We start from the raw sequence: 25,983 nt of genomic DNA, 5'->3' as shown, positions 1-25,983 counted from the left end.
AGAGCACTCTCCGGCGAGCCGTCACAAGGAAAAATATGAAGACGCTGCATAAACCTACCGAGCGCGTTTTACTCATTCTGGAAACCTTAGCCAACGCGGACGGAATGACGCTTTCCGAGCTATCGCTCAAGACGGATATTTCAAAGGGAACCATTTTCCCGATCCTCAAATCACTGCAGTACCGGAAATATATCAGCCACGACGATCGCAACGGTATTTACACGCTGGGTATCTCATGCGCGGTGCTGGCCAGCTCAACGGTGGAAAAAGAGTTCTGGCTGAAAACGATCAATAGCGAAATGCACGCGGTGGTCAACGAATGCAATGAAGTTTGTCAGCTCGGCATTCTGGATGACGCCTGGGTGCTCTATGTTGATAAAGTCCAGGGCGACCAAACCGTGCAGCTGGTCTCTAAGGTAGGGACTCGCCTTCCGGCGATCTGCTCTGCGCTGGGCAAGGCGCTGCTGCATAAGCACCGCGACGAAGAGATTCTTGAGCTCTATCCGCAGGGTTTCCCCTCCGTTACCGCCCGCAGCGTGACCAATATGGCTCAGCTTCGCCAGCAGCTGGAACGGGTCGCCGCCAGCGGTTATGCCATGGACGATCGGGAAATCAACGATGACACTATTTGCTTCGCGGTGCCGCTGCTGCAGAAAGGCGTCATTCTGGCGGCGATCAGCGTCTCCTTGCCCTCTTTCCGCGCCAGCGATGAGAAAACGCAGCAGGTCATTCGCGCGTTAAAAGAGGCAAAGGGTCGTATTGAGAGCGTGCTCAACAAGCTGCCGGATATCAAAAATTACTGATTTATTCGCCAACGGCGCCAGCGTAATTGTGATTACCCACACAATACCGATATTTAATGATCCACCGCGGCGCCCGATTCTTCTGCATAATTCCCCGTCTATTCATTGATTTAACCAATCATCCATACGTCTTTTGCGTCATTTGACTTCACGTCGAGGGCATGTTTACTTATGCCTAATCGCAAATACAAACACAGTTTGTATATACGAACAAACAAAGAGGTTAAATATGCAAAGTCGTTATATCACCCCGGCAATAACGGTTTTTGATGAGCAGGGCAGGCTGGATCCTGACGGAAACTTTCGCCTGTACGATTTCATTAAAAACAGCGTATCGGGATTTGTCGTCATGGGCAGTACCGGCGAGTTTTTCTCGCTGGATATGAAAACATCCCGTCAGATAATTCAAATGGCGGCAGAATTCCCCCGTCAGGGAATAAAGGCCTATGCGGGCACCAGCCGCATGGATATCGATGAATGCGTAGAGCTGGCAAACTACGCTGATGAGTGCGGGCTGGATGGCGTCATGATTATCAGCCCGTGGTACTTCCGCCTGACGGATGAAGGCATTTATACCTTTTATAGCCAGATTGCTCGCCGCACCGCCGCCAAAATATTCATCTATAACTTTCCGGAGCGCACCGGCTATTCCGTCTCGCCGGAGGTCTGTTTACGACTCGCCAGAGAGTTCCCAAACATTATCGGTCTTAAAGATACTATTCCGGACACCAATCATACGTCGCAGGTGATTCGCCAGGTAAAATCTGAGCTGCCGTATTTTGAAGTCTACGCCGGTTATGACAATAACTTCGCGCACAATGTCCTGTCAGGAGGCAATGGATGTATCGGCGGGTTATCCAATATTTGCCCTGAGCTATTCCGCGACTGGATGCAGGCATTTAGCGATAACGATTTACCGCAAATTAGGCGGTATCAACAAAAAGTGGATGGGTTAATGGATATTTACGCGGTTAACGATCCGTTCATTCCAACATTTAAAAAAGCATTACAGCTGCGCGGAATTATTCAGTCCGACCGCTGCACGCCACCGTTTAGCTCGCTCGCCACCTGCCAGACCGAAAGTATTCAGCGGATACTTTCCCGTGCGGGTATTGAAATTAATGCCTGACCCCTACGTGGAGGTATTATGAAAACCATCACAGCTTACGATAATCCGGCCCTCAATTCAGCGATTACCAAATCATGGAAGCGTCTGGTGCCGCTGATGTTTATTTTGTACTTCATCGCCTTTATCGACAGGGTGAACGTGGGATTCGCCAAAGAGGCGATGCAGGTGGATATTGGGCTCTCCAATTCCGCTTTTGCTCTCGGCGCGGGGATCTTTTTCGCCGCCTATGCGCTGTTTGGCATTCCTGCCAACCTGATTTTGAATAAAATTGGTGCACAGAAATGGTTAAGTATCACCACCGTGCTGTGGGGCGTCCTCTCTGCCCTTACCGGGCTGGTGCAGACGGAAACCCAGTTTATCGTTCTGCGCTTTTTACTGGGATTAGGCGAAGCCGGTTTTTATCCCGGTATCCTGCTGCTGGCCTCCATCTACTTTCCCAATAAAGTTCGCGCCTCCGTCGTCGGTATTTTCGTACTCGGCGTACCGCTGGCGTTAACCTTAGGCTCGCCTATCTCCGGGGCGCTTCTGGAAATGCACGGCTTCCTCGGCAGGCCCGGCTGGTTCTGGATGTTCTTTATCGAAGGCATTCCGGCGGTCATCATGGGGATCTTCGCCTGGTTCTGGCTTGACGATACGCCAGCCAAAGCGCGCTTCCTCAACGACGAAGAGAAAAAGGCGCTGATTGCCCAGCTTCAGCAGGAGCAGCGGCAGACGGAAACCAGCAGCGTCGGCACCGCGCTGAAAAGCCTGAAAGTCTGGCACCTGGCGCTGATCTACGGCACCATCCAGATCAGCGTTTACGGGCTGATGTTCTTCCTGCCTTCGCAAGTCGCCTCGCTAATGGGCTCCACGCTCGGCTTTAAGGAGTCGCTGGTCGCCGCCATTCCCTGGGCCTGCTCCGCCGTCGGCGTCTATTACATTCCGCGTCTGGCGGACAAAATGCCGGCCCGCCGGGTACTGATTTCGGTCATCTGTATGCTGGCTGCGGCGCTGGGGCTGTTTGTTTCCGCCTGGTCCGGCCCGGTACTCGCCATTGCCGCGCTCTCGCTATCGGCCATCGGCTTCCTCTCCGTGCAACCTATCTTCTGGACTTTCCCGGCGCAGATTGTGTCAGGCTCAGCGCTGGCCGCCAGTATCGGCTTTTGCACCACCATGGGCGCATTTTGCAGCTTCCTCGCGCCGCTGATTCGCGTTGAGGTCGATGCCTTCTTCGGCAACGATTCGGCGGGGCTGGTCGCCTTGTCGCTTATCACCGTCTGCTGTGCGCTGCTGATTGCCGCCCTCGCGGGAAGAAAAGCGACAAACGGCGTCGCGGTCCCCCATCACTAAGTCCTGACGCGCGTATAACAAAGGATAAATAACATGCAGACCATCTTAAAAATTGACCCTACCGATAACCTGATCGTTGCGCTGCAGGACTTACGCAAAGAGCAGCAGGTAAACTGGAACGATGAAGCCTACGTTCTGCGTAGCGATGTCAAAGCCAAGCATAAATTCGCCACCGAGGATATTGCGCCCGGCGATATCGTTTCGCTGTACGGCGTACCGGTCGGCAAAGCGACGCGGCCCATTGCCCGCGGCGAAGCCATCACTACCGACAATATCAAACACTACGCGGCCCAGGTTTCGCTTGACGACGTCGCGCCTTATGACTGGCAGCAGCCCGATGTGTCCGCCTGGCAGCAGCGGACGTTTAAGGGGATCGTTCGTGAAGATGGCCGGGTCGCCACCGCGAACTACTGGCTGGTCATTCCGCTGGTATTCTGTGAAAACCGCAACGTTCAGCGCGTCACCGACGCATTAAACGACGCTCTCGGCTACGCCAATAACGGCCTGAAAAATTTTGCTCGCCAGGTGACCTCGGCGGGGGCCTTAAACGATACCCGGCATCTGCCCTTCCCGCATCTTGACGGTATCCGCTGTATTACCGTCAACTCCGGCTGCGGCGGCGCCACCTCGGACAGCATGACCATGTGCGACGTGCTGGCCGCCTATTCCGATCATCCCAACGTTCTTGGGGTGACGGTCTTTGCCCTCGGCTGTGAAAAAGCGCGAATTGTCGATTTCAAGGCCGCGCTGGCGAAGCGCAACCCGAACTTCAGCAAACCGATTATTTATTTCAGGCAGCAGGACTGGAGTAGCGAAGAAAAAATGATGCAGGATGCGTTGACCGAAACCTATAACGCGATCCGCGAAGCCCCCGTCGCCGAGCGGCAGAACGTCCCGCTCTCCCGGCTCAAAATCGGCGTGAAGTGCGGCGCCTCCGACGGTTTCTCGGGGATCAGCGCAAACCCGGCGATGGGTGAGGTTTCAGATCGTCTTGTCGCCCTCGGCGGCGCGTCGGGGCTGGCGGAATTCCCCGAGCTGTGCGGCGCGGAAGGGGATATCGTTCAGCGCTGCACGACCCGCGAGCTGAAAGAGAAGTTTCTGTCGCTGATGAAAAACTATGAGCATGTCGCGAACTTCTTCGGCACCACCATCGCCGATAATCCCAGCCCGGGAAACATTGCCGATGGGCTGATCACTGACGCTATCAAATCCGCCGGCGCGGCGAAAAAAGGCGGCAGGGCGCCGGTAAGCGCGGTATGCGACTATGCCGAACCGATGGGAGAAAGCGGCCTTTCGCTGGTCTGTACGCCAGGCAACGATGTGGATGCGGTAACGGGCCTGGTCGCGGCGGGGTGCAACGTGGTGATCTTCTCAACCGGGTTAGGTACGCCGACGGGGAACCCTATCGTGCCGGTGCTTAAGGTTTCAACCAACTCCGCGCTGGCGAAAAAGATGCCGGACATTATCGATTATGACTGCGGGCCGATTATCGAAGGTACGCCGCTGGCGGACATCGCCGACGGCCTGTTTGAGAAAATCATCGCCACCGCCAGCGGAACCTGGCGCACCAAAGCGGATGCGCTCGAACAGTATGATTTTATGTTGTGGAAGCGCTCTCTGGAGCTGTAGGAATCCAGCAAAACGCCCGGCAGACGCCGGGCTTTTTGACTTCACTAGCCGCCCAGATAGGCGCTACGTACCGCTTCATTCGCCAGCAGCGCGTCGCCGGTATCCTCCAGCACCACGTGGCCGTTTTCCAGCACGTAGCCGCGGTCGGCCAGCTTCAGCGCCTGGTTGGCGTTCTGCTCGACGAGGAAGATGGTCATCCCCTGCTCGCGCAGCTGTTCAATGGTGTCGAAGATTTGTTGAATGATGATCGGCGCCAGACCGAGCGAAGGCTCATCCAACAGCAGCAGGCGCGGCTGGCTCATTAGTGCGCGACCGATGGCCAGCATCTGCTGCTCGCCGCCGGACATGGTGCCCGCCCGCTGAACCCGACGCTCATGCAGGCGCGGAAACAGCTCATAGACCCACTTGATGCGGGTCTGGAACTGGTCGCGGTCGGCAAAGAAACCGCCCATCGCCAGGTTCTCTTCCACCGTCATCCGCGAGAAGACGCGACGCCCTTCCGGTACAATCGCCACCGCTTCGCGCATGATTTTCGCCGTCTGCCAGTCGGTAATATCTTTACCGTCGAACACCACGCGTCCGCTGGAGGCGCGCGGGTCGCCGCACAGGGTGCCCAGCAGGGTGGTTTTCCCCGCGCCGTTCGCGCCAATCAGGGTGACAATCTCTCCCTGATTGATATGCAGGCTGACGTTGTGCAGCGCCTGGATCTTGCCGTAGTGCGCGCTGACGTTGTCAAAAGATAACATCACTTTTTCCATCTTATGCCTCACCAAGGTATGCGCGGATCACGTCCGGGTTGTTGCGGATCTCTTCCGGCGTACCGTTGGCCAGCGGCGTACCCTGGTTTACCACGTAAATACGGTCGGAAATGCCCATCACCAGCTTCATATCGTGCTCAATCAGCAGGATAGTGGTGTTGTGATGGCTGCGCAGCTCGGCGATCAGTTCGTCCAGCTCTTTGGTCTCTTTCGGGTTCAGCCCCGCCGCCGGTTCATCCAGCATCAGGATTTCCGGCTGAGTCACCATACAGCGGGCAATCTCCAGACGACGCTGGTCGCCGTAGGCCAGGTTACTGGCCTGACGGTTGGCGTGTTCAAGCAGGCCGATACGCTCAAGCCAGGTCGCGGCGCGATCGAGCGCCTCGCTCTGGGCGCGGCGGAAGGATGGCGTCTTCAGCAGGCCGGAGAAAACCCCGGTTTTCAGCTGCTGATGCTGCGCCACCAGCAGGTTTTCAATCACCGTCATTTCGCGGAACAGACGCACGTGCTGGAAAGTTCGCACCACGCCCATGCGGGCGATCTGCTGGCCCGGCAGCCCTTCCAGGTGCTGGTCGCGCAGCATAATGGTGCCGCCGGTTGGCTTATAGAAACCGGTCAGGCAGTTGAAGACGGTGGTTTTGCCCGCGCCGTTAGGGCCGATAAGCGAAACGATTTCCCGCTCGCGCAGCTCCAGCGACACGTTGTTGACCGCCAGCAGGCCGCCAAAACGCATCATCAGACCGTTTACGGATAATAATGGCTGACTCATGCCTGCTCTCCTTCTTTGGCCTGCCCATTTTTCAGCTTCAGCTGTGGACGGGTCATCGGCAGAAGCCCCTGCGGACGCCAGATCATCATCAGTACCATCAGCGCACCCAGCATCAGCATGCTGTATTCATTGAAATCACGCATCAGCTCGCGCGAGACTACCAGCAGAACCGCCGCCAGGATCACCGCGAACTGCGAACCCATACCGCCGAGAACCACAATCGCCAGCACAAAGGCCGACTCGGCGAAGGTAAAGGATTCCGGGCTGACGAAGCCCTGACGGGCGGCGAACAGGGTGCCGGCAAAACCGGCAAACGCGGCGCTGATGGTAAAGGCGGTCAGCTTGATGCGCGTCGGGCTGAGACCCAGCGAGCGACAGGCGATCTCATCTTCGCGCAGCGCTTCCCACGCGCGGCCCAGCGGCATCCGCAGCAGGCGGTTAATCACGAACAGGCTTAACACCACCAGCAGCAGAGCGACCAGGTAGAGGAAAATGACGCGATCGGAGGGGTCGTACTTCACGCCAAAGAAGTTGCTGAACGTATCCCAGCCGCCTTCACGGGCGCTGCGGCTAAATTCAAGGCCGAAGAGCGTCGGTTTTGGGATCTGGCTAATGCCGTTCGGGCCGCCGGTTATTTCGGTGTTGTTAAGCAGCAGGATGCGCACGATTTCGCCGAAGCCGAGCGTGACAATCGCCAGATAGTCGCCGCGCAGACGCAGGACCGGGAAGCCAAGCAGGAAGCCCGCTGCCGCCGACACCAGCCCCGCCAGCGGCAGACAGGTCCAGAACCCCAGGCCGTAATAGTGGTTCAGTAGCGCAAAGGTATAGGCGCCGATGGCATAAAAGCCGCCGTAGCCCAGCACTAACAGGCCGGAAAGCCCCACCACCACGTTAAGTCCCAGGCCGAGGATGATATAGATCATCGTCAGGGTAGCGATATCCACCGTCCCGCGCGACACCATAAACGGCCACGCCACGGCGATAACCAGCAGGGCGATCAGGAACAGCTTCTGTTTTACCGTCGAACCGTCGATAGCCGGCAGAATAAACTTCGGCCCTGAGACGTTCTTAATGGTTTTCTGGAAAACAGGACGCAGCAGCTGGAAGAAGAAGACCACTGCGGTACCGATATAGATCCACTGCCAGCGGATATCGGCGGCGGTATCCACCACCAGTTTGGTGCCGTCCAGCTCCAGCTGCACGCCCATAAAGACGCCCGCCAGAATAAAGAACATCACCGCGGACAGCAGTGCCATCGCAAAATGCATCGGTTTCATACTTTTTCTACCTCCGGACGACCCAGGATACCGGTAGGCATCACCAGTAGAACCAGGATCAGCAGCGCGAAGGAGACCACGTCTTTATATTCCGTGCTGAGATAGGCAGAAGAGAGCGCTTCGGCGATACCGAGGATCAGCCCGCCGATCATCGCCCCAGGAATGCTGCCGATACCGCCAAGAACCGCAGCGGTGAAGGCCTTCATCCCGGCCATAAAGCCGATGTACGGGTTGATAACGCCGTAAAACTGACCGAGCAGAACCCCGGCAACCGCCGCCATTGCCGCGCCGATAACAAACGTCAGCGCAATCACGCGGTCGGTGTTAATCCCGAGCAGGCTGGCCATTTTCAGATCTTCCGCGCAGGCGCGGCAGGCGCGCCCCATGCGGGAATAGCGGATAAACAGCGTCAGCGCCAGCATCGCGATAAACGTCACCACCCAGATAACCAGCTGCATGGTGGTAATGGTCGCGGAGAAGTTGTCGCTGCTGCCCACCGTCCACTGGCCGTTAAACAGGCTTGGCAGCGCGACATCGCGCGAACCTTCCGTCAGGCTGACGTAGTTTTGCAGGAAGATGGACATCCCGATGGCGGAGATCAGCGCAATCAGGCGTTTGGAGCTGCGCACGGGCCGGTAGGCCACGCGTTCGATACTCCAGCCGTAGGCGCTGGCAATGACGATAGCGCCGACGAATCCGGCGGCGACCAGCAGCCAGCTGGTATCAATGCCCATCATCATCAGGGCGGCAATGATCATGAAGGAGACGTAGCTGCCAATCATATAGACCTCGCCGTGGGCGAAGTTGATCATGCCGATAATGCCGTACACCATGGTATAGCCGATGGCAATCAGCGCGTAGGTGCTTCCCAGCGTGACGCCGTTAAACATCTGCTGCAGAAAATAGAGAAACTGCTCGGACATAAGGTAACCTTTTTCTACCCGCCCGCTTTGCGCGGGCGGTGGGATAACTTGTCTTATGGCTTATTTCGCGAGGGTGGATGACCCGTCCGCGTGCCACTGGAAGACACCAAACTCAAATCCCTTCAAATCGCCTTTTTCGTCCCAATTCAGCGGCCCAATCACGGTTTTCGCGCCGTGAGCTTTCAGATCTTTGATTAAATCCAGCGGCTCCTGGCTTGCGGCCCGGTCCATCGCCTGCGCCAGAGACTGCACGGCGGCATAGGTGATCCAGACATACGGACCGCTCGGGTCTTTCTTCTCTGCTTTGAGCGCGTCAACGATAGCGCTGTTGGCCGGGTCCTGGTCATAGCGTTTCGGCATCGTGACCAGCATCCCTTCCGCCGCATCGCCCGCGATGTTGGACAGCGACGCGTTACCCACGCCTTCCGGGCCCATAAACACGGTTTTCAGGCCCACGGAGCGCGCCTGGCGCAGCATCTGGCCCATTTCCGGGTAGTAACCGCCGTAGTAAACGAAGTCGATATTCTCTTTTTTCAGGCGCGCCAGCAGCGCGGAGAAGTCTTTTTCACCGGCGGTAATGCCGTCGAAGAAGACGATATTCGCGCCGCCTTTTTTCAGGCTCTCCTGGACAGAACGCGCCAGGCCTTCACCGTACTGCTGCTTATCATGAATGATAGCAATACGCTGCGGTTTGACGGTTTCCATGATGTATTTTGCGGCGGTCGGCCCCTGCGAAGAGTCCAGACCGGCGGTACGCATGATGTACTGATAGCCGCGCTGGGTCAGCTCCGGGTTGGTTGCTCCCGGGGAGATCATCAGAATGCCTTCATCTTCATAGATATCGGATGCCGGCTGAGTGGAAGAAGAACACAGGTGGCCGATAACGTACTGAATACCGTCATTGACGATTTTATTCGCCACCGCAACGGCCTGTTTCGGGTCGCAGGCGTCATCGTACTCCACGGCAACCAGCTTATCGCCCTTGATGCCGCCCTGGGCGTTAATATCTTTGATCGCCTGGCGCGCGCCGTTGAATTCCATATCGCCCCACTGGGCTACCGGGCCAGACATTGCGCCAACAACGGCGACCTTAATATCTTTGGCAAAAGCCGCCTGGGACATCGCCAGTGCGACTAACCCCGCGATAACCGTTTTCGCGTTCCTTTTCATGCTGCAGAACCCCGTTCGTGATGTGGTGTAAATATTTTGTATTTTTATGGTTAAAAAGCATTCTGTGCTTTTATTAAACAACGCTACTTTTACCATTATCTTTAATGGTTTAGCGATGTTTTTTGCCTGAATCCAGAGTAAAATCTCTATTTTTCAGGCGATTAAGCAAAGATAATATTCTGTATTTGCTGGAAGATAAACAAAAAAAGTCCAGTAAACAGCATAAAATAACGATACATAAGGCGGAATAAAACGCTACATATCAGGTTAAAATTCTGCTTATTTTTCGATCCATGATGAATTGCACTACCCTGCTCCTTCCAGGAAAACGAATCCCCTGATGAACAGGCAAAAAAGGGCGCTCCGCCCGGCGGGGAATTTGGATACACTAACGCATCCGTTTTGACTGGACCCTCGCGTATGAAACTGACCATTATTCGTTTACAGCACTTCAGCGATCAGGATCGCATCGACTTAGGTAAAATCTGGCCGTCGCAGGATCTCGCGGCGCTGCCGTTAGATGAGAGCCATCGTATTTATGCCGCCCGCTTCAATGAGCGCCTGCTGGCAGCGGTTCGCGTAACGCTGAACGGCGTTGAGGGCGAGCTCGGCGCGCTGTGCGTGCGTGAAGTGACCCGCCGTCGCGGCGTCGGACAATATTTAGTGGAACAAGCGCTAAAGGATAATCCAGAAATCACCAGCTGGCGGATCGCGGATGTCGGCGTGGAAGACCACGGCGTGATGGCGGCGTTTATGCAGGCGCTGGGCTTTAGCGCGCAAACCGGCGGTTGGGTAAAAAATCACTAAATCGGCGAAATAAGGCCGAATATTCCCGGATTGCGGCTGAACGCCTTATCCTGGCTACCGACTCGCAGATGTTTGCAAATCTGTAGCCCACTCAGCTAAGCGTCAGCAGGGCGTGTTCGTCTATTTAACCCAGCATTCCGCGATGCAGAAAGGCGTCAAGCCCCTCAACCCCGGAAGCTTACATCAGTAAGTGACCGGGGTTGAGGGGCGCAGACAACGCCTCTGCGGCGTGAAAGGCGCAGGTTAAATTATTTGGCGTCGGTCGCCGTACCATTAGCATGCCAGGTAAACACGCCGAACTCGAAGCCCTTCAGGTCGCCCTTCTCGTTCCAGGTGAGCGGCCCCATTACGGTATCGACCGTAGCCCCTTTCAGATATTTGGCGATTTCAGCCGGATCTTCTGACTGATTCAGACCTGCCTGCAGCGACTGCAGCGCGGCATAGGTGGTCCACACGAACGCGCCGCTCGGATCCTGTTTCTTCGCTTTGATCGCATCCACAATCGGTTTGTTCGCCGGCACCTGGTCGTAGTTCTTCGGCTTAGTCACCAGCATACCTTCCGCAGAAGCGCCCGCGATATTAGACAGGGACACGTTCGCTACCCCTTCCGGCCCCATAAACTGCGTTTTCAGGCCAGCGGCGCGAGACTGACGCAGGATCTGCCCCATCTCCGGGTGGTAGCCGCCGTAGTAGACGAAGTCGATGTTCTCTTTCTTCAGACGCGCCACCAGGGTAGAGAAGTCTTTCTCACCGGCGGTGATGCCGTCAAAGAACACCACGTTGGCGCCGCCCTTCTTCAGGTTGTCCTGCACCGCGCGGGCCAGACCCTCGCCGTACTGCTGCTTGTCGTGGACAATCGCGATGCGCTGCGGCTTCACTTTCTCCAGGATATATTTGGCAGCGGTTGGCCCCTGATCGGAGTCCAGACCGGTAGTGCGCAGAATCAGGTGATAGCCGCGGGCCGTCAGCTCCGGCGCGGTGGCGGCCGGGGTGATCATCAGCACGCCTTCATCTTCATAGATATCAGACGCCGGCTGAGTGGAAGAAGAGCACAGGTGGCCGATAACGTACTTGATACCGTCGTTAATCACTTTGTTAGCGACGGCAACCGCTTGTTTCGGGTCACAGGCGTCGTCGTATTTTACCATCTGCAGCTTATTGCCTTTTATGCCGCCTTTGGCGTTGATATCGGCAATGGCCTGCTCAGCGCCAGTAAACTCCTGGTCGCCGTACTGCGCTACCGGACCGGACATCGCGCCAACGACGGCGACTTTGATATCTTCGGCCATTGCCGTACCGCTCATGATTAAGGCAATACATCCTGCCAGTAACGCTTTACCCTTCATATTCATCCTGAGGCTCCCCATTATTATGGTTTTTGCATTTGTTGTGATGTTGTTTATTAGCGCATTATTCTAATTAGACACATAAGAAAAGCATATGATAGTTAGATTAGGGTCTGCTGCCTGCGCTTTTGCAGCACACTATGCTAAACATACCGTCATTCAGGAGAATTGGAAACGATAAAATTGCGGAGTATGTAACAGATAAGTGACAAATAAAAACCCGCGCCGGAATAAACCGAACGCGGTGGCATGAGCAACGCGACTACCAGCCCGCGGGCAGATAGCCAAAGGCAGAAGCGATGGCGTAGACGGCGCTGCAAAGATAGAGCAATACGATGAAGATCTGGATGAACGGGTGCGTTATCAGCGCCGGGCAGGTCCAGCCGGGAGTGATATCCCCCTGCCGCCGCGAACCTTTCAGGATAAGGATCGGCATGATGGACAAAATCACCCCGCTAAATACCCCGGCAAAATAGAGCGCGTTCACGAAGGACACCATCCCGCTGTAGGCCAGAATAAATGGCGGCACGGCGACCACCAGCAGCACCTTAAAGCGTTTGAACGGCTGCTCGTCGTTGCCCAGGCGAAACTGATCGAAAATATTGGTCAGGAAACTTCCGCCCAGTCCCCAATAGGAAGTCAGCATCGCGCAGAGCGCAAAGAGATTTGCCGAGAAGAAAGCCCACTCGCCGAGCGCCCTGCCCCAGGAAATGGTCGCCACATCAGAAATATTATCCAACCCGCTTAACGCAATCACCGAAAGCGGGACCAGCGCCAGCAGGCAAAAGGTTAACAGCATCCCTACCATAATGGCCTTCGGCAGTTTCTCCGGTTTATCAGCGAAACCGCGCGCCATTTCCGGCACGATATACTGCGCGGAGAAGCAGAAGGCGACGACGTTAAATACTGGCACCATATACAGCCAGTTACCGTCGAGTAAATACCCCACGCTGGCGGTCTCTTGCAGCAACGTGGCGGCGACAAGAATGGCGATCATGACGACCATGCCGATACTAATGAATTTTTCACCCCGGCCAATCGCCTTCAGGCCAAGATAAAGCACTCCGGCCGCGGGAATAAAAAATAGCGCGCTGCCGAGGGCCGGCGAGATGCCGAATAACGAATGCAGGAGTTTACCGCTGCCGGTCATATAAGCCGTCAGCGCGCCGACGCTGTTGACGCAAACGGAGAGGAACATCATCAGCGCGCCAAAGCGGCCGACGTAGCGCTGCGACAGGCCGCTAAGCTGCAGATGCTTACGCGTGCGCAGCGTCGACTCCGCGACGTAGAGCATCGTAACGGTTGTCAGGCTACCGACAACGATCAGCCAAAACAGCAGCGGCAGAAAGCCCGCTTTGCTGGAGGCATAGGCGATGGATAGCACCCCAGCGCCGATATTGGTGCCGACGATCATCGACACGCCTTCAATGAAACTCAGAGATTTTGCAGGTACAGCGGTACGCTCCCGGCTCGTCAGAACCGGAGAAAAGGTGGAGTTGTCAGACATAATATTTTCCGTTTTATTCCGGCAACATCCGCTGCCGGAAAAAAGGTGATATCAGGGTGATAAACCACTCACGCTGAGCATGACTGGCCAGAACGCGGCATCCTGTTTCTCTTCGGCTTCCCTGCCGCCGCAGTCTGACCGGGCGAAAAGTTAGGGCTTCAGCACGCGGGCCAGAATATCCAGCGCCTTCGTAAACTGCGCATCTGGAATCGTTAACGGATAGAGGAAGCGAATGACGTTGCCGTAGACGCCGCAGCTCAGCAGCAGCAGACCGTTCTCCTGGGCTTTTTGCTGGATTTGACGAGTGATCTCCGCCGACGGCTCGCCGGTTTGCGGATCGTTAAACTCCACCGCCACCATCGACCCCTGGCCGCGTACGTCCGCAATGGCCGGGCAGCTTTGACGCGCCTGATTCAGCACTTCTTTCAGATGGCTGCCTAAGCGCTCAGCGCGCTGGCACAGTTGCTCTTCTTCAATCACGTCCAGCACCGCGTGCGCAGCCGCGACCGCCAGCGGGTTACCGGCATAGGTACCGCCCAGACCGCCCGGCGCAGGCGCATCCATCACCTCGGCGCGACCGACCACGCCGGAGAGCGGGAAACCGCCGGCCAGGCTTTTAGCCATCGTCATCAGGTCAGGCTTCACATCATAGTGCTGCATCGCAAACAGCTTGCCGGTGCGCGCAAAGCCGGTTTGTACTTCATCGGCAATCAGCAGAATGCCGTGGGTATCGCACAGCGCGCGCAGCGCCTGCATAAACTCAGGCGGGGCGACGTTAAAGCCGCCTTCCCCCTGAATCGGCTCCAGCACAATCGCCGCCACCTGGTCGGCCGCGATATCGGCTTTAAAAATACGATCCAGGCTTTTCATCGCGTCAGCGGTGGTAATGCCATGGGCGGCATTAGGGTAGACTGCGTGATACACCGATCCCGGGAACGGACCGAAACCAATCTTATAAGGCGCCACTTTACCGGTCAGCGCCATGGTCATAAACGTGCGGCCGTGGAATCCGCCGCCGAAGGTAATCAACCCCGGACGACCGGTATAAGCGCGCGCAATTTTCACTGCGTTTTCAACCGCTTCCGCCCCGGTGGTAAAGAACGCCGTTTTTGCCGGACCGTCAATCGGCGCCAGCGCGTTAATCCGCTCGGCCAGCGTGACGTAGCTTTCGTACGGGACAATCTGATAAGCAGTATGGGTAAAGGCCTGCAGCTGTTGTTCAACGGCGGCAATGATTTTAGGGTGCCGATGGCCGGTATTCAGCACCGCGATGCCGGCGGCGAAATCAATCACCTCATTCCCTTCAATATCCCACAGCGTAGCGTTCTCTGCTTTCTCAACAAAGTAGCTGCACATTACCCCTACGCCGCGCGGAGTCGCCTGCTGGCGACGCTGATTCAGTTCTGAACTTTTCACCGGGAATCTCCTGTCATGTGTGTCACGTTATCGCAACAAATCCGAAACTATGTCGTTTATTTACACAGGATTTGGCCCTATAATCGAGTACCAATTCAGATTATCTGAGGGATCCAATTGCGTTCGCTCATCGCAGACCTGGTGCTGGTCAGATTGCAGAAAGAAACCGATCCGCTCCTGCACAAGCGCCTTTACAAGGCGATTCGCCACGCCATTCTGGATGGTTCTCTGCCGCCCCATAGCCGCCTGCCGCCGTCGCGGGATCTGGCGGGGGAGCTGAGAATGTCCCGCAACACAATTTTAACAGTTTATGAACAACTACTGGCCGAGGGGTACGTCGTGTCCCGTCGCGGCAGCGGAACATTCGTCGCGAAAACGCTGCCCGATATGTTCCTTCCCGCCAGCAGCGCCAGTGAAAGCAGCCCGGCGCCGGCAACCAGCGCGCCTATCTCCCGGCGCGGCCAGCATCTGCTGGGACAGGTCAGCGCCAGCCCGCGTCAGTGGGGGGCATTTATCCCCGGTGTACCGGACGTCAACGCGTTTCCCCATCCGCTGTTCAGTAAAATCCAGGCGCGTATCAGCCGCCGTCCAAAACCGGAACAGCTCAGCTACAGCTGTAACGGCGGAACGGCCGAGCTACAGCACGCGTTGGTGGACTATCTGAGAGTAGCGCGCGGCGTTCAGTGTCAGGCAGATCAAATTCTTATCACCGAAGGGATCCACCAGGCTATCGACCTGATCACCCGCATGCTGTGCGACCGCGGCGATCTCGCCTGGGTGGAGGAGCCGTCCTACTGGGGCATTCGCCATGTGCTGGCGATGAATGAAGTGCGGGCCGAGCCCGTGGTGGTTGATGCCAGCGGCCTGTGTCCGCCCGAAAGCATAGCCGAAGCGCCGCGGCTGATCTTCGTGACGCCGTCCCATCAGTATCCCCTCGGCGCGGTAATGAGCCTTGAGCGCCGACAGCGCCTGCTCACGCTGGCCCATCAGCACGGCAGCTGGATTGTGGAGGATGATTACGACAGCGAGTTTCGCTTTTCCGGCCAGCCGATCCCGGCGCTACAGGGCTTAGTCGCCGAAGCGCCGGTGGTCTACGTCGGGACGTTCAGTAAGACGCTCTACCCGGGGCTGCGGCTGGGCTATGTCGTGCTGCCTCGTCCGCTGGCGGCCGAACTCAAAAACGCCCATGCCGAGCTCTATCGCGGTGGCCATTCGCTTATCCAGCTGGCGCTGGCGGAATTTATCAACGCCGGTCATTACTCGGCGCATATTCGCCGCATGCGCCTGCTCTACAGCCGCCGTCGCGTCTTTTTGACCGAGCTGATTGAGCGGCACTGCGGGCCGCACGCGCTGTCGGACTTCAGCGATAATGCCGGACTGCATCTGATCCTGAATTTGCCGGATGAGGCGGATGACGTGGCGATTGCCCGCGATGCCAACGCACGCAATATTTTAGTGCGTCCGCTGTCGCGCTATTACCTGACAACGCAACGCAAGAAAGGGCTGTTGATGGGTTTTGCTTCGCAGCCGGAAACGCAGATGGAGCCGGCGTTCAACATCCTGCTTGCGTGCCTGAAAATGCACTGCCCGCAGGCGCTGGCGGAGGCAGAAAAACAAAACGCCCCAACGTAATGTGGGGCGTTATCGGGGACTGGCGCTCAGATTAGGCTTCGATAGCGGCGCGCAGTTTTTTCATGGCGTTCTTTTCAAGCTGACGTACACGTTCAGCCGACACGCCGTAGCGGTCCGCCAGCTCCTGCAGCGTGGACTTGTTGTCTTCGTCCAGCCAGCGGGCGCGGATGATGTCCTGGCTACGTTCGTCAAGACCCTGCATCGCGTCGGTCAGCTTGTTCGCCGCCTGCTCTTCCCAGTTATCGTCTTCGATGCCGTCGGCAAAGTTAGACGATTTATCCTGCAGATAGAGCACCGGCGCCATCGGCTGGCTATCGGACTCATCATCCGAAGACATGTCGAAGGTCATGTCCTGCGCCGCCATACGTGACTCCATCTCACGCACGTCTTTGCTCGACACGCCCAGCTCGCGGGCGACCATTTCGACTTCGTCCTGGTTGAACCAGCCCAGACGCTGCTTGGTTTTACGCAGGTTAAAGAACAGCTTACGCTGCGCTTTCGTGGTCGCGACCTTCACGATACGCCAGTTACGCAGCACGTATTCATGAATTTCCGCTTTGATCCAGTGCACGGCGAAGGAAACCAGACGCACGCCCACTTCCGGGTTAAAACGGCGCACGGCTTTCATCAGGCCAATGTTGCCTTCCTGAATCAGATCCGCCTGCGGCAGGCCATAGCCCGAGTAGTTACGAGCAATATGAACAACAAAGCGCAGGTGAGACAGGATCAGCTTTTTCGCTGCTTCCAGATCGCCCTGGTAATGCAGCTTTTCAGCAAGCTCCCGCTCTTCATCAGCCGATAACATCGGCCAAGTGTTAGCAGCCCGGATGTACGATTCCAGGTTACCAACGGGGGCTAAGGCTAAAGTTTGCATATCTTTGGTCATTCAAATCCTCTCAATCGATATCTTCTGGCATCATTCTGTCCTCACAACGGAGCAACAAACATGCCAGCATTGATGAGCAACGAGAATATCACTCACATTAGTATCAGACAGTGATTTTATCCACAAGTTCCATGCAATGATGTGAATAGATTACGCACAAAATGTGACATGGTTATGAAGTTTAGGGAAGCGTCAACAGGGACTCTTTCCCTGCAGAGAGATATTCAGTGCAGGGAAAGATTATACCAGATTTTTATTACTCGGGAGTAAAGTGACGTAAATGTTGAACGGTTGCCAGCCAGGCGGCGACCCAGCCAATCATTGAGCAAACAATCAGCATCAGGAGACACTCGTCAAAGCCTAAGCCGCTGAGTTCAAACTGCGTCCCGAACACTTTCGCCACTTCGGTGACCGCCGACGACAGGCGCATGACCATAATCTCCGACAGGATCAGCGACAGAAACGCGCCGGAGAACCCCAGCAGCGCCCCGCCGTAAAGGAATGGACGCAGAATAAAACCATCCGTCGCGCCAATCAGTTTCTGCACGTTAATGGTATCGCGACGGGCGAAGATGCTCAGACGCACGCTGTTGCCGATGACCAGGAAGACCGCCGCCACCATCAGTACGCCGATCATCGCCGACACGCGTCCGACCAGCCCGGTTAGCGACGAGAGGCGCGCAAACCAGCTGTCATCCATACGCACTTCATCAACGCCCTGAACGTGGCTCACGCGGTCGCGCAGCGTGTTCAGCGCCTCAACGCTCTGGAAATCAATCTTAGGCACCACGATCGCTACCGCCGGCAGCGGGTTCTCTTCCAGCATATCCAGCGCGCCGCCAAAGCCAGACCAGTTGCGGAATTCGCCAAGGGCTTCATCACGCGACAGATAGTTGACCTTCTCGACGCCCTGCTCCGCCTGCAGCTGGCCGACTACCCGCGCAGCGGCATCGTCATCCAGCGTTTTCTCCAGATAGACGGTGATTTGCGGCGTAGGGTAATACTGCGACGCCGCGGTGCTGACGTTTTTGTAAACCATGTAGCATACGCTCGGCAGGGTCAACGAAATGGCGATCACCATCACCGTCAGGAACGTCGCCAGCGGCGTACTTTTCAGATCCTGTATCGCGCCGTGCCAGGCGTAGCGCACCTGCTCATTGAATACGTTGCTCTTGCGGGAAGCCGGATTCGGCGCCGCTTTTGGCCGTTTCGACGCATTGCGTCCGCCGCTACCGCCCGCCCCGCCCGCATTGCGGAAACGGTCGAATCGATTGCCGAATCGGCGAATGTGGTTCATTGCCTCGCGCTTATTCACCGATATGGCCTCCATGCATATGCCCCTCGCTGAGGGACAGGACGCGGTACGGACGACTGGAGATAAGCCCCAGGTCATGCGTCGCCATCAGTACCGTCACCCCAACGCGGTTAAACTCTTCAAACAGACGTAAGATCCCTTCCGACAGCGCTTCGTCGAGGTTACCGGTCGGTTCATCCGCCAGCAGGACCGCGGGTTTGTTCACCACCGCGCGGGCGATGCCCACGCGCTGTTGTTCACCGCCTGAAAGCTGAATCGGCAGGTTTTTCGCTTTGTCCAACAGCCCGACTTTATCCAGCGCCGCCGAGACGCGACGACGGATATCATCGCCGCTGGCGCCGGCGATAATCAGCGGGATCGCCACATTATCGTAAACGGTACGGTCCATCAGCAGATGGTGGTCCTGGAAAATCATGCCAATCTGACGGCGCAAAAACGGCACCTCGCGGCTCTTCAGGCGGCTGATATCATGGCCGCCGAAGAGGATTTTGCCGGCGCTGGGCCGTTCGATACCGCAGATAAGCTTCAGCAGGGTACTTTTCCCCGCGCCGGAATGGCCGGTCAGAAACGCCATCTCGCCCGCCTGCAGGTGGAAAGTCACCCCCTGCAGCGCTTGTCTCCCACCGAGATAGGCTTTGCTGACTTGTTCAAAGCGAATCATTTTTAATCCTCTCGGGCAAAAAGTGCCTCAATAAAGTCGCCCGCATTAAACGGACGCAGATCTTCAATACGTTCGCCAACACCGATGTAGCGAATCGGAATACCGAACTGATCGGCAACCGAGAAGATAACCCCGCCCTTGGCGGTACCATCCAGCTTAGTCAAGGTGATACCGGTCAGTCCAACCGCTTCGTGGAACAGTTTGGCCTGGCTAATCGCGTTCTGCCCTGTGCTGGCGTCAATGGTCAGCATAACTTCATGCGGCGCATCGACATCGAGTTTTTTCATGACGCGGACAATCTTCTTCAGTTCTTCCATCAGGTGCGATTTATTCTGCAGACGGCCCGCGGTATCGGCAATCAGGACGTCAATATTGCGCGCCTTCGCCGCCTGGATGGCATCGAAAATGACCGATGCCGAGTCCGCGCCGGTATGCTGGGCAATCACCGGAATATTATTACGCTGCCCCCAAACCTGGAGCTGCTCAACCGCCGCCGCACGGAAGGTATCGCCCGCCGCCAGCATCACCGACTTGCCCTGCTGCTCGAACTGACGCGCCAGCTTACCGATGGTGGTGGTTTTACCGACGCCGTTGACGCCGACCATCAGAATCACAAACGGCGTTTTGCCTTCTACGTTCAGCGGCTCATCCACTTTCGCCAGGATATCGCCCATCTCTTCTTTCAGCAGGCCGTACAGCGCCTCGGCGTCGCGCAGCTGCTTACGGCTGGCGTCGTTGGTCAGATTAGTGATGATCTTACGCGTGGTCTCCACACCGACGTCGGCAATCAGCAGCTGCTCTTCCAGCTCTTCAAACAGATCATCGTCGATTTTCTTACCGCGGAACAGACTGATAAATCCGGAACCGAGGTTTTGTTTGGTTTTCACCAGGCTGCGTTTGAGGCGGGCGAAGAAACCTTCTTTGGTCGGTTTTTCCTGCTCTAACGGCGTCACGACGGTTTCGTCCGGCACCACCTCCACGGCGTTTTCCGCCGCATCGGCTGCCGCCAGAGCCTGCGCTTCCAGCTCTTCATCGCTGATATCGGCTTGCGCATCCGCTAACGGTTCGCCTGCTTCGGCATCTTCGACAACGGCTTCTTCAATCACCGCTTCCGGTTCGGCAATCACCGCTTCCGGCGTCTGCTCAGCGACGGCTTCAGCCGCGACCGGCTCGGCAATGACCTCTTCAACCAGCGGCTCAGCGACAATTTCTTCAACCGCAGGCTGCTCCGCAACCTCTTCAACGACCGGAGATTCGACAACCGCCTGCGGTTGTTCGCTCTCAACGACCTGCTCGGTCACCTCAACCACCTCGGCGGCAAAGGCTTCGGCGTCCGGTTTCTCCGTCGCAGGCGCGTCGACCGTTTGCGGCGCAGCGGCAGGCGCTTCGCTTTCCGCGGACGGTTCTGCAACCTCTTGCTGGGCTTCTACTTTTTGTTCTGTTTCGCTTTCCTGCGCCTGTTCTTTTTGGCCAAAGCCCAGCCAGGAAAAGAAGCCACGTTTTTTGTCTTTCGCCATTTGCGACTACACCCCTCGCTGTTAATTCATGGCACAGCTTCGGCTAGTTGGTAGCGGAAGCTGAAAAATGATGAAATTAGTCGGATAGTCTACCACTTAACTTAACTCGCATCACCGCCCCCGGATTAAGGTTTCGTCAACCGCTGCCGATCGTTAGAATAGCAGCCCGGAAGTTGAGACTTGAGCAAAGAGATGAAGAAACCAAACCACGCAGGCAGCGGCCAGATCCGTATTATCGGCGGGCAATGGCGGGGCCGTAAATTACCGGTGCCGGAGAGCCCGGGTCTGCGCCCGACCACCGACCGGGTACGCGAAACGCTATTTAACTGGCTGGCGCCATCGATCGTTGACGCGAGCTGCCTCGACTGCTTCGCCGGCAGCGGCGCGCTGGGCCTAGAAGCCCTCTCCCGCTACGCGGCCAACGCCACGCTGCTGGAAATGGAACGCGGCGTCGCGCAGCAGCTGCAAAAAAACCTGGCGACCCTCAAAGCCAGCAACGCTAAGGTCGTGAACACCAATACTTTAGCGTTTCTCGCTCAGGCGGGCGCGCCGCACGATATCGTGTTTGTCGATCCCCCGTTTCGTAAAGGGCTGCTTGAAGAAACGCTGAAACTGCTGGAAAACAACGGCTGGCTTAGCGATGAAGCGCTCATCTACATCGAGAGTGAAGTCGAAAACGGTTTACCGCCGGTGCCGATGAACTGGCACGTCTATCGTGAAAAAGTGGCCGGACAGGTCGCCTACCGTCTCTATCAACGTGAGGCCCAAGGAGAAAACTATGCTGATTAATTTTGGCCGCTTGCTGATGCTGTGCGTGTGGGCGTTTTTATTGCTGAATCTGTTTCAACCGTTCCCAAAGCCGCTGAATATCTTCGTTAACGTGGCGCTAATCTTTATGATTCTGATGCACGGCCTGCAGCTGACGCTGCTCAAGGCGACGCAGACGAAAGAGATGCCGCCGCTGGGGCGCTTCGAGCAGGTCCGTATTTTCATCTTCGGCGTGTTCGAACTGGTCGCCTGGCAGAAAAAGCTCAAGGCGACCCTGAAGAAGAAGTAATGCCCGGAAAAGGTTCAGGGATCTGGCGCAAAGCCCATAAACCGCGAACCTTTATAGCTCAGGACGCCTTTATCGCCGACGCTTAACGCATGATACTGCGGCGCCTGCAGACGAAAAACCATTTCCATCCCGCCGCTTACCGGCCTGAAGCTGGCTTCGTAACGCATCTCGCTGCCGGCAGGCGTCACCGTCTGCTGGCGTGAACGGCGATCGTTAATCACCTTCTCCCGCTTATTGCTCACCACCACCCGTTTTTGCAACAGCGGCGCGGCGTCGTTCTCCATTTTTTCCCGGCGCTGCTGCGCATAACGATACGATGCGGCAACCGCAATGATGGCAACGGCAACCATAAAAAACAGCGGAACTTTACTCATTCACCTTGCCCCCAGGAATTATCAGGAATAAGCATACTGTGGCTTGATTATCATTGTCATCTTCCTCTGCAAACCACTACACTGAGATTCAGTACTGTAAGTACAATCACTTACTTAATGATAACAGATACAGGGACTTACTATGCTTTGGTCATTTATTGCTGTCTGTTTCTCCGCATGGCTTTACGTCGATGCGTCCTATCGTGGGCCTGCCTGGCGTCGCTGGGTGTTTAAACCCGTCACGCTGATCCTGCTTCTGTTACTGGCCTGGCAAGCGCCGATGTTTAACGCCATCAGCTACCTGGTGCTGGCCGGGCTTTGCGCCTCGCTGGTCGGCGACGCCTTGACCCTACTGCCCCGGCAGCGGGTGATGTACGCCGTGGGGGCGTTCTTTCTCTCCCACCTGCTCTACACCATCTGGTTTGCCAGCCAGCTGACGCTGTCGTTCTTCTGGCCGCTGCCGCTGGTGCTGCTGATCCTCGGCGCGCTGCTGCTGGCCATCATCTGGACGCGGCTGGAAGAGATGCGAATGCCGGTGTTTACCTTTATCGCGATGACGCTGGTGATGGTCTGGCTGGCCGGCGAGCTGTGGTTCGCTCGCCCGACGGACACCGCGCTGTCCGGCTTCGTTGGCGCCGCGTTCCTGCTGCTCGGCAACGCGGTCTGGCTCATCAGCCATTATCGCCGCCGCTTCCGCGCTGACAACGCGATCTCCTCGGCGTTTTACTTCGCCGGGCACTTCCTGATCGTCCGCGCGCTCTATTTGTAATTAAGCGCTTGACTCTGGAGTCGACTCCAGAGTGTATCCTGCGGGTAATGAGAAAATTATCATTACCCGGAGGGTCCTATGTCGGCTCCAGAATCGCAGGATAAAAAAGTCCCACACTTCTCATCGTTAAAATTTACCCCTGCCGCGCAGCCTGCGGAAAGCTGCTGCGCGGACCACGCCTGCAGCAGCGAAACCGCCGCTGAAAACGACGCGCTGAGTCATGCACGCTTTAGCTGGCTGGTAGAAGGCATGGATTGCGCGGCCTGCGCCCGCAAGGTCGAAACCGCCGTTCGCCAGGTGCCGGGAGTGAGCCAGGTTCAGGTGCTGTTCGCCACCGAAAAGCTGCTGGTCAACGCCGAGGGCGACGTTGGTCCGCAGATCGAAAGCGCCGTGCGCGCCGCGGGCTACCAGCTGCGGGATGAAAACGCCCCCCGGACAGAGGACGCCACCTCGTGGCTGCGCGAGAATCTGCCGCTCATCACCCTCGTCGCCATGATGGCGCTCAGCTGGGGGCTGGAGCAGTTTAACCCTCCTCTGGGCGAAATCGCCTTCATCACAACCACCCTTGTCGGCCTGTGGCCGGTCGCCCGGCAAGCAATACGCCTGATCAAAAGCGGAAGCTGGTTCGCCATCGAAACTCTGATGAGCGTCGCAGCCATCGGCGCGCTGTTTATCGGCGCCACCGCCGAAGCGGCGATGGTGCTGCTGCTGTTCTTAATCGGCGAACGCCTTGAGGGTTGGGCCGCCAGCCGCGCGCGTCAAGGCGTCAGCGCGTTGATGGCGCTGAAACCCGATACCGCAATCCGCGTGCGCGACGGCGTACGCGAAACCGTAGCCCAGCGCGACCTGCGCCCCGGCGACGTGATTGAAGTGGCCGCCGGGGGCCGTCTGCCCGCCGATGGCCAGCTGCTCTCGCCCTTCGCCAGCTTCGATGAGAGCGCGCTAACCGGTGAATCCGTACCGGTGGAGCGTAACGCCGGGGAACGCGTGGCGGCCGGCGCCACCAGCGTCGATCGTCTGGTACAGCTGACGGTGATCTCCGAACCGGGCGACAGCGCCATCGATCGCATTCTTAAGCTGATTGAAGAAGCGGAGGAGCGCCGCGCGCCGATTGAGCGCTTTATCGATCGCTTCAGCCGCATCTATACCCCGGCGATTATGGTCGTCGCGCTGCTGGTCGCCATTGTTCCGCCGCTGCTGTTTGCCGGCGCATGGCTGCCATGGATCTATAAAGGTTTAACGCTGCTGCTGATTGGCTGTCCGTGCGCGCTGGTGATCTCCACCCCGGCGGCGATTACCTCCGGCCTGGCGGTGGCGGCGCGTCGCGGCGCGCTGATTAAAGGCGGCGCGGCGCTGGAGCAACTGGGCCGCGTGCGCCAGGTGGCGTTTGATAAAACCGGTACCCTGACCATCGGCCAGCCGCGCGTCACCGCGGTGATGGCGACCACGGACATCGGCGAAAACGATCTGCTGGCGCTGGCAGCCGCCGTAGAGCAAGGCTCCAGCCACCCGTTAGCCCAGGCCGTCGTACGTGAGGCGGAGCAGCGTCAGCTGGTGATTCCGCCGGCCAGCGGCCAGCGCGCGCTGGCTGGCTCCGGCATTGAGGCGCAGGTCGAAGGTCGTCAGGTGCTGATTTGCGCCGCCGGGAAAAATAACGATCCGCAGAACGATGCACGTATTCAGCAGTTGGAGAGCGCCGGGCAAACCGTGGTGCTGGTGATGCGCGATGAGACGCTGCTGGGGATTCTGGCGCTGCGCGATACGCTGCGCGACGATGCCCGCCAGGCGGTGGATGAACTCCATCAGTTAGGCGTTCAGGGAGTGATACTGACCGGCGACAATCCGCGCGCGGCGGCGGCCATCGCCAGCGAGCTGGGGCTGGCGTTCCGCGCCGGGCTTCTGCCCGCGGATAAAGTGCAGGCGGTGATGGCGCTCAACGCCGAGTCGCCGCTGGCGATGGTCGGCGACGGAATCAACGACGCGCCAGCGATGAAAGCGGCGACGATTGGCATCGCCATGGGCAGCGGCACCGACGTCGCTCTGGAGACCGCCGATGCGGCATTGACCCATAACCGTCTGACCGGGCTGGCGCAGATGATTTCGCTGGCGCGCGCCACCCACGCCAATATCCGGCAGAACATCGCCATCGCGCTGGGTCTGAAGGGCATTTTTCTGGTCACCACCCTGCTTGGCCTGACCGGCCTGTGGCTGGCGGTGCTGGCGGATACCGGGGCGACGGTGCTGGTCACCGCTAACGCGCTGCGGCTGTTGCGTAAGAAATAGTATCTACCCGGGCTACAGGTTCGTGCGGTCTGGTTTTTTGTCGCCCGGATAAGGCATCAGCCGCAATCCGGGATATCTCTGGCGGCGAACGCTGCATTCTTTCCCCGGGGCGGCGCTTGACGCGCCTTGCCCGGGCTACAGGTTCGTGCCGTCTGGTTTTTTGTCGCCCGGATAAGGCATCAGCCGCAATCCGGGATATCTCTGGCGGCGAGCGCTGCATTCTTTCCCCGGGGGCGGCGCTTGACGCGCCTTGCCCGGGCTACAGGTTCGTGCGGTCTGGTTTTTGTAGCCCGGACAGGTGCGCAGCACCGCCTCCGGGAAGACGTACCCAGACTCAGTGGCTTTTACGGATCAGGTAGCGGTACGGCAGCGCCTCGGTTTGCTGCGCCAGCAGCTCATGCTCCATAAAGCGGCAGAAACCGGGAATATCGCGGGTCGTCGCCGGATCGTCGGCCACGATTAGCAGCGTCTCGCCCACCGGCATCGTACGCACGGTCTTGCGCACCATCATCACCGGTTCCGGGCAACGAAGCCCCTGCGCATCAAGCATATGGTCAGGGCTGGAGAAAAGTTCGCTCATTTTCATCTCACATTAACAAAACGGCCCTAGTTTACCCCCAGTTCGC

Annotated in this window: 24 protein-coding genes; 10 read left to right on the top strand and 14 right to left on the bottom strand. The window is 57.5% G+C overall.

Annotation, left to right across the window (positions count from 1 at the left end; translation table 11 throughout):
- Positions 1-35: 35 nt before the first annotated feature.
- From GUC22_RS01650 to GUC22_RS01635, 4 genes are all read left to right on the top strand, one after another.
- Positions 36-803 carry an IclR family transcriptional regulator gene (locus GUC22_RS01650; RefSeq protein WP_004870191.1) on the top strand — a complete coding sequence of 256 codons (768 nt, stop codon included), beginning with the start codon at positions 36-38 and terminating at the stop codon, positions 801-803.
- A gap of 229 nt (positions 804-1,032) precedes the next feature.
- Positions 1,033-1,932, top strand: coding sequence for a dihydrodipicolinate synthase family protein (locus GUC22_RS01645; protein WP_116944337.1), 900 nt, complete (start codon positions 1,033-1,035; stop codon positions 1,930-1,932).
- Between the two features lie 18 nt (positions 1,933-1,950).
- Positions 1,951-3,261 (top strand): MFS transporter, encoded by a 1,311-nt coding sequence (locus tag GUC22_RS01640; protein WP_024359817.1) that lies wholly within the window; start codon positions 1,951-1,953, stop codon positions 3,259-3,261.
- A gap of 33 nt (positions 3,262-3,294) precedes the next feature.
- Positions 3,295-4,890 carry a UxaA family hydrolase gene (locus GUC22_RS01635; protein WP_049090192.1) on the top strand — a complete coding sequence of 532 codons (1,596 nt, stop codon included), beginning with the start codon at positions 3,295-3,297 and terminating at the stop codon, positions 4,888-4,890.
- Positions 4,891-4,934: 44 nt separating this feature from the next.
- Here GUC22_RS01635 and livF read toward each other — a convergent pair whose 3' ends face one another.
- Genes livF through livK form a run of 5 tightly spaced genes read right to left on the bottom strand, consistent with a single transcriptional unit; the run spans position 4,935 to position 9,787 of the window.
- A complete protein-coding gene (livF, locus tag GUC22_RS01630) occupies positions 4,935-5,648 on the bottom strand; it encodes a high-affinity branched-chain amino acid ABC transporter ATP-binding protein LivF (protein ID WP_004126158.1) in 714 nt (237 codons plus the stop codon).
- Position 5,649: 1 nt separating this feature from the next.
- Complete coding sequence (gene livG, locus GUC22_RS01625) at positions 5,650-6,417, bottom strand: high-affinity branched-chain amino acid ABC transporter ATP-binding protein LivG (RefSeq protein ID WP_004126165.1); 768 nt, start codon at positions 6,415-6,417, stop codon at positions 5,650-5,652.
- The gene (livM, locus tag GUC22_RS01620; RefSeq protein ID WP_004126168.1) at positions 6,414-7,694 is read right to left on the bottom strand and encodes a branched chain amino acid ABC transporter permease LivM; all 1,281 of its coding nucleotides are present in this window, start codon (positions 7,692-7,694) and stop codon (positions 6,414-6,416) included. Before livM ends, livG begins: the two co-directional genes overlap by 4 nt.
- Positions 7,691-8,617: a high-affinity branched-chain amino acid ABC transporter permease LivH gene (gene livH / locus GUC22_RS01615; protein WP_004106541.1), complete on the bottom strand. Its 927-nt coding sequence runs from the start codon at positions 8,615-8,617 to the stop codon at positions 7,691-7,693. Before livH ends, livM begins: the two co-directional genes overlap by 4 nt.
- Positions 8,618-8,677: 60 nt before the next feature.
- A complete protein-coding gene (livK, locus tag GUC22_RS01610; RefSeq protein WP_004133035.1) occupies positions 8,678-9,787 on the bottom strand; it encodes a high-affinity branched-chain amino acid ABC transporter substrate-binding protein LivK in 1,110 nt (369 codons plus the stop codon).
- 420 nt (positions 9,788-10,207) lie between these two features.
- Between livK and panM the strand changes: the two genes are divergently transcribed.
- Positions 10,208-10,594 carry an aspartate 1-decarboxylase autocleavage activator PanM gene (gene panM / locus GUC22_RS01600; RefSeq protein WP_160183329.1) on the top strand — a complete coding sequence of 129 codons (387 nt, stop codon included), beginning with the start codon at positions 10,208-10,210 and terminating at the stop codon, positions 10,592-10,594.
- A 248-nt stretch (positions 10,595-10,842) separates the two neighbouring features.
- On the opposite strand, the gene livJ is transcribed toward panM, so the two are convergent.
- The 3 genes from livJ to GUC22_RS01585 form a co-directional block, all read right to left on the bottom strand.
- On the bottom strand, positions 10,843-11,946 hold the full coding sequence (gene livJ / locus GUC22_RS01595; RefSeq protein ID WP_004133032.1) for a branched chain amino acid ABC transporter substrate-binding protein LivJ: 1,104 nt from the start codon (positions 11,944-11,946) through the stop codon (positions 10,843-10,845).
- 256 nt (positions 11,947-12,202) lie between these two features.
- Positions 12,203-13,447, bottom strand: coding sequence for an aromatic amino acid transport family protein (locus GUC22_RS01590; RefSeq protein ID WP_004133030.1), 1,245 nt, complete (start codon positions 13,445-13,447; stop codon positions 12,203-12,205).
- Positions 13,448-13,597: 150 nt separating this feature from the next.
- Complete coding sequence (locus GUC22_RS01585; protein WP_024359814.1) at positions 13,598-14,863, bottom strand: 4-aminobutyrate--2-oxoglutarate transaminase; 1,266 nt, start codon at positions 14,861-14,863, stop codon at positions 13,598-13,600.
- Positions 14,864-14,980: 117 nt separating this feature from the next.
- Between GUC22_RS01585 and GUC22_RS01580 the strand changes: the two genes are divergently transcribed.
- Complete coding sequence (locus GUC22_RS01580) at positions 14,981-16,495, top strand: PLP-dependent aminotransferase family protein (protein WP_049130725.1); 1,515 nt, start codon at positions 14,981-14,983, stop codon at positions 16,493-16,495.
- 31 nt (positions 16,496-16,526) lie between these two features.
- On the opposite strand, the gene rpoH is transcribed toward GUC22_RS01580, so the two are convergent.
- The 4 genes from rpoH to ftsY form a co-directional block, all read right to left on the bottom strand.
- Positions 16,527-17,381, bottom strand: a complete 855-nt coding sequence (gene rpoH / locus GUC22_RS01575) for an RNA polymerase sigma factor RpoH (protein WP_004133023.1) — start codon at positions 17,379-17,381, stop codon at positions 16,527-16,529.
- A 256-nt stretch (positions 17,382-17,637) separates the two neighbouring features.
- The gene (ftsX, locus tag GUC22_RS01570; protein ID WP_024359812.1) at positions 17,638-18,696 is read right to left on the bottom strand and encodes a permease-like cell division protein FtsX; all 1,059 of its coding nucleotides are present in this window, start codon (positions 18,694-18,696) and stop codon (positions 17,638-17,640) included.
- Positions 18,689-19,357 carry a cell division ATP-binding protein FtsE gene (gene ftsE / locus GUC22_RS01565; protein WP_004106557.1) on the bottom strand — a complete coding sequence of 223 codons (669 nt, stop codon included), beginning with the start codon at positions 19,355-19,357 and terminating at the stop codon, positions 18,689-18,691. Before ftsE ends, ftsX begins: the two co-directional genes overlap by 8 nt.
- A gap of 2 nt (positions 19,358-19,359) precedes the next feature.
- Positions 19,360-20,874 (bottom strand): signal recognition particle-docking protein FtsY, encoded by a 1,515-nt coding sequence (gene ftsY, locus GUC22_RS01560; protein WP_154930321.1) that lies wholly within the window; start codon positions 20,872-20,874, stop codon positions 19,360-19,362.
- Between the two features lie 192 nt (positions 20,875-21,066).
- On the opposite strand from ftsY, the gene rsmD reads away from it, so the two are divergent.
- Positions 21,067-21,663, top strand: coding sequence for a 16S rRNA (guanine(966)-N(2))-methyltransferase (gene rsmD / locus GUC22_RS01555; protein ID WP_004133018.1), 597 nt, complete (start codon positions 21,067-21,069; stop codon positions 21,661-21,663).
- Positions 21,653-21,931, top strand: a complete 279-nt coding sequence (locus GUC22_RS01550) for a DUF1145 family protein (RefSeq protein WP_004126191.1) — start codon at positions 21,653-21,655, stop codon at positions 21,929-21,931. Before rsmD ends, GUC22_RS01550 begins: the two co-directional genes overlap by 11 nt.
- A gap of 14 nt (positions 21,932-21,945) precedes the next feature.
- Here GUC22_RS01550 and GUC22_RS01545 read toward each other — a convergent pair whose 3' ends face one another.
- On the bottom strand, positions 21,946-22,305 hold the full coding sequence (locus GUC22_RS01545) for a DUF2500 domain-containing protein (RefSeq protein ID WP_004133016.1): 360 nt from the start codon (positions 22,303-22,305) through the stop codon (positions 21,946-21,948).
- A 142-nt stretch (positions 22,306-22,447) separates the two neighbouring features.
- Between GUC22_RS01545 and GUC22_RS01540 the strand changes: the two genes are divergently transcribed.
- Together GUC22_RS01540 and zntA are read left to right on the top strand one after the other, a co-directional pair.
- Positions 22,448-23,074 (top strand): lysoplasmalogenase, encoded by a 627-nt coding sequence (locus GUC22_RS01540; protein WP_004126194.1) that lies wholly within the window; start codon positions 22,448-22,450, stop codon positions 23,072-23,074.
- A 78-nt stretch (positions 23,075-23,152) separates the two neighbouring features.
- Positions 23,153-25,357, top strand: coding sequence for a Zn(II)/Cd(II)/Pb(II) translocating P-type ATPase ZntA (gene zntA, locus GUC22_RS01535; RefSeq protein WP_049133424.1), 2,205 nt, complete (start codon positions 23,153-23,155; stop codon positions 25,355-25,357).
- A gap of 334 nt (positions 25,358-25,691) precedes the next feature.
- Here zntA and tusA read toward each other — a convergent pair whose 3' ends face one another.
- Positions 25,692-25,937, bottom strand: coding sequence for a sulfurtransferase TusA (gene tusA / locus GUC22_RS01530; RefSeq protein ID WP_004134789.1), 246 nt, complete (start codon positions 25,935-25,937; stop codon positions 25,692-25,694).
- Positions 25,938-25,983 lie beyond the last annotated feature (46 nt).

It is taken from the genome of Klebsiella sp. MPUS7, from assembly GCF_009905335.1.
Lineage (GTDB): Bacteria > Pseudomonadota > Gammaproteobacteria > Enterobacterales > Enterobacteriaceae > Klebsiella > Klebsiella grimontii.
Note: the sequence above shows the minus strand (reverse complement) of the source record. Positions and strands in the feature narration are given on the sequence as shown.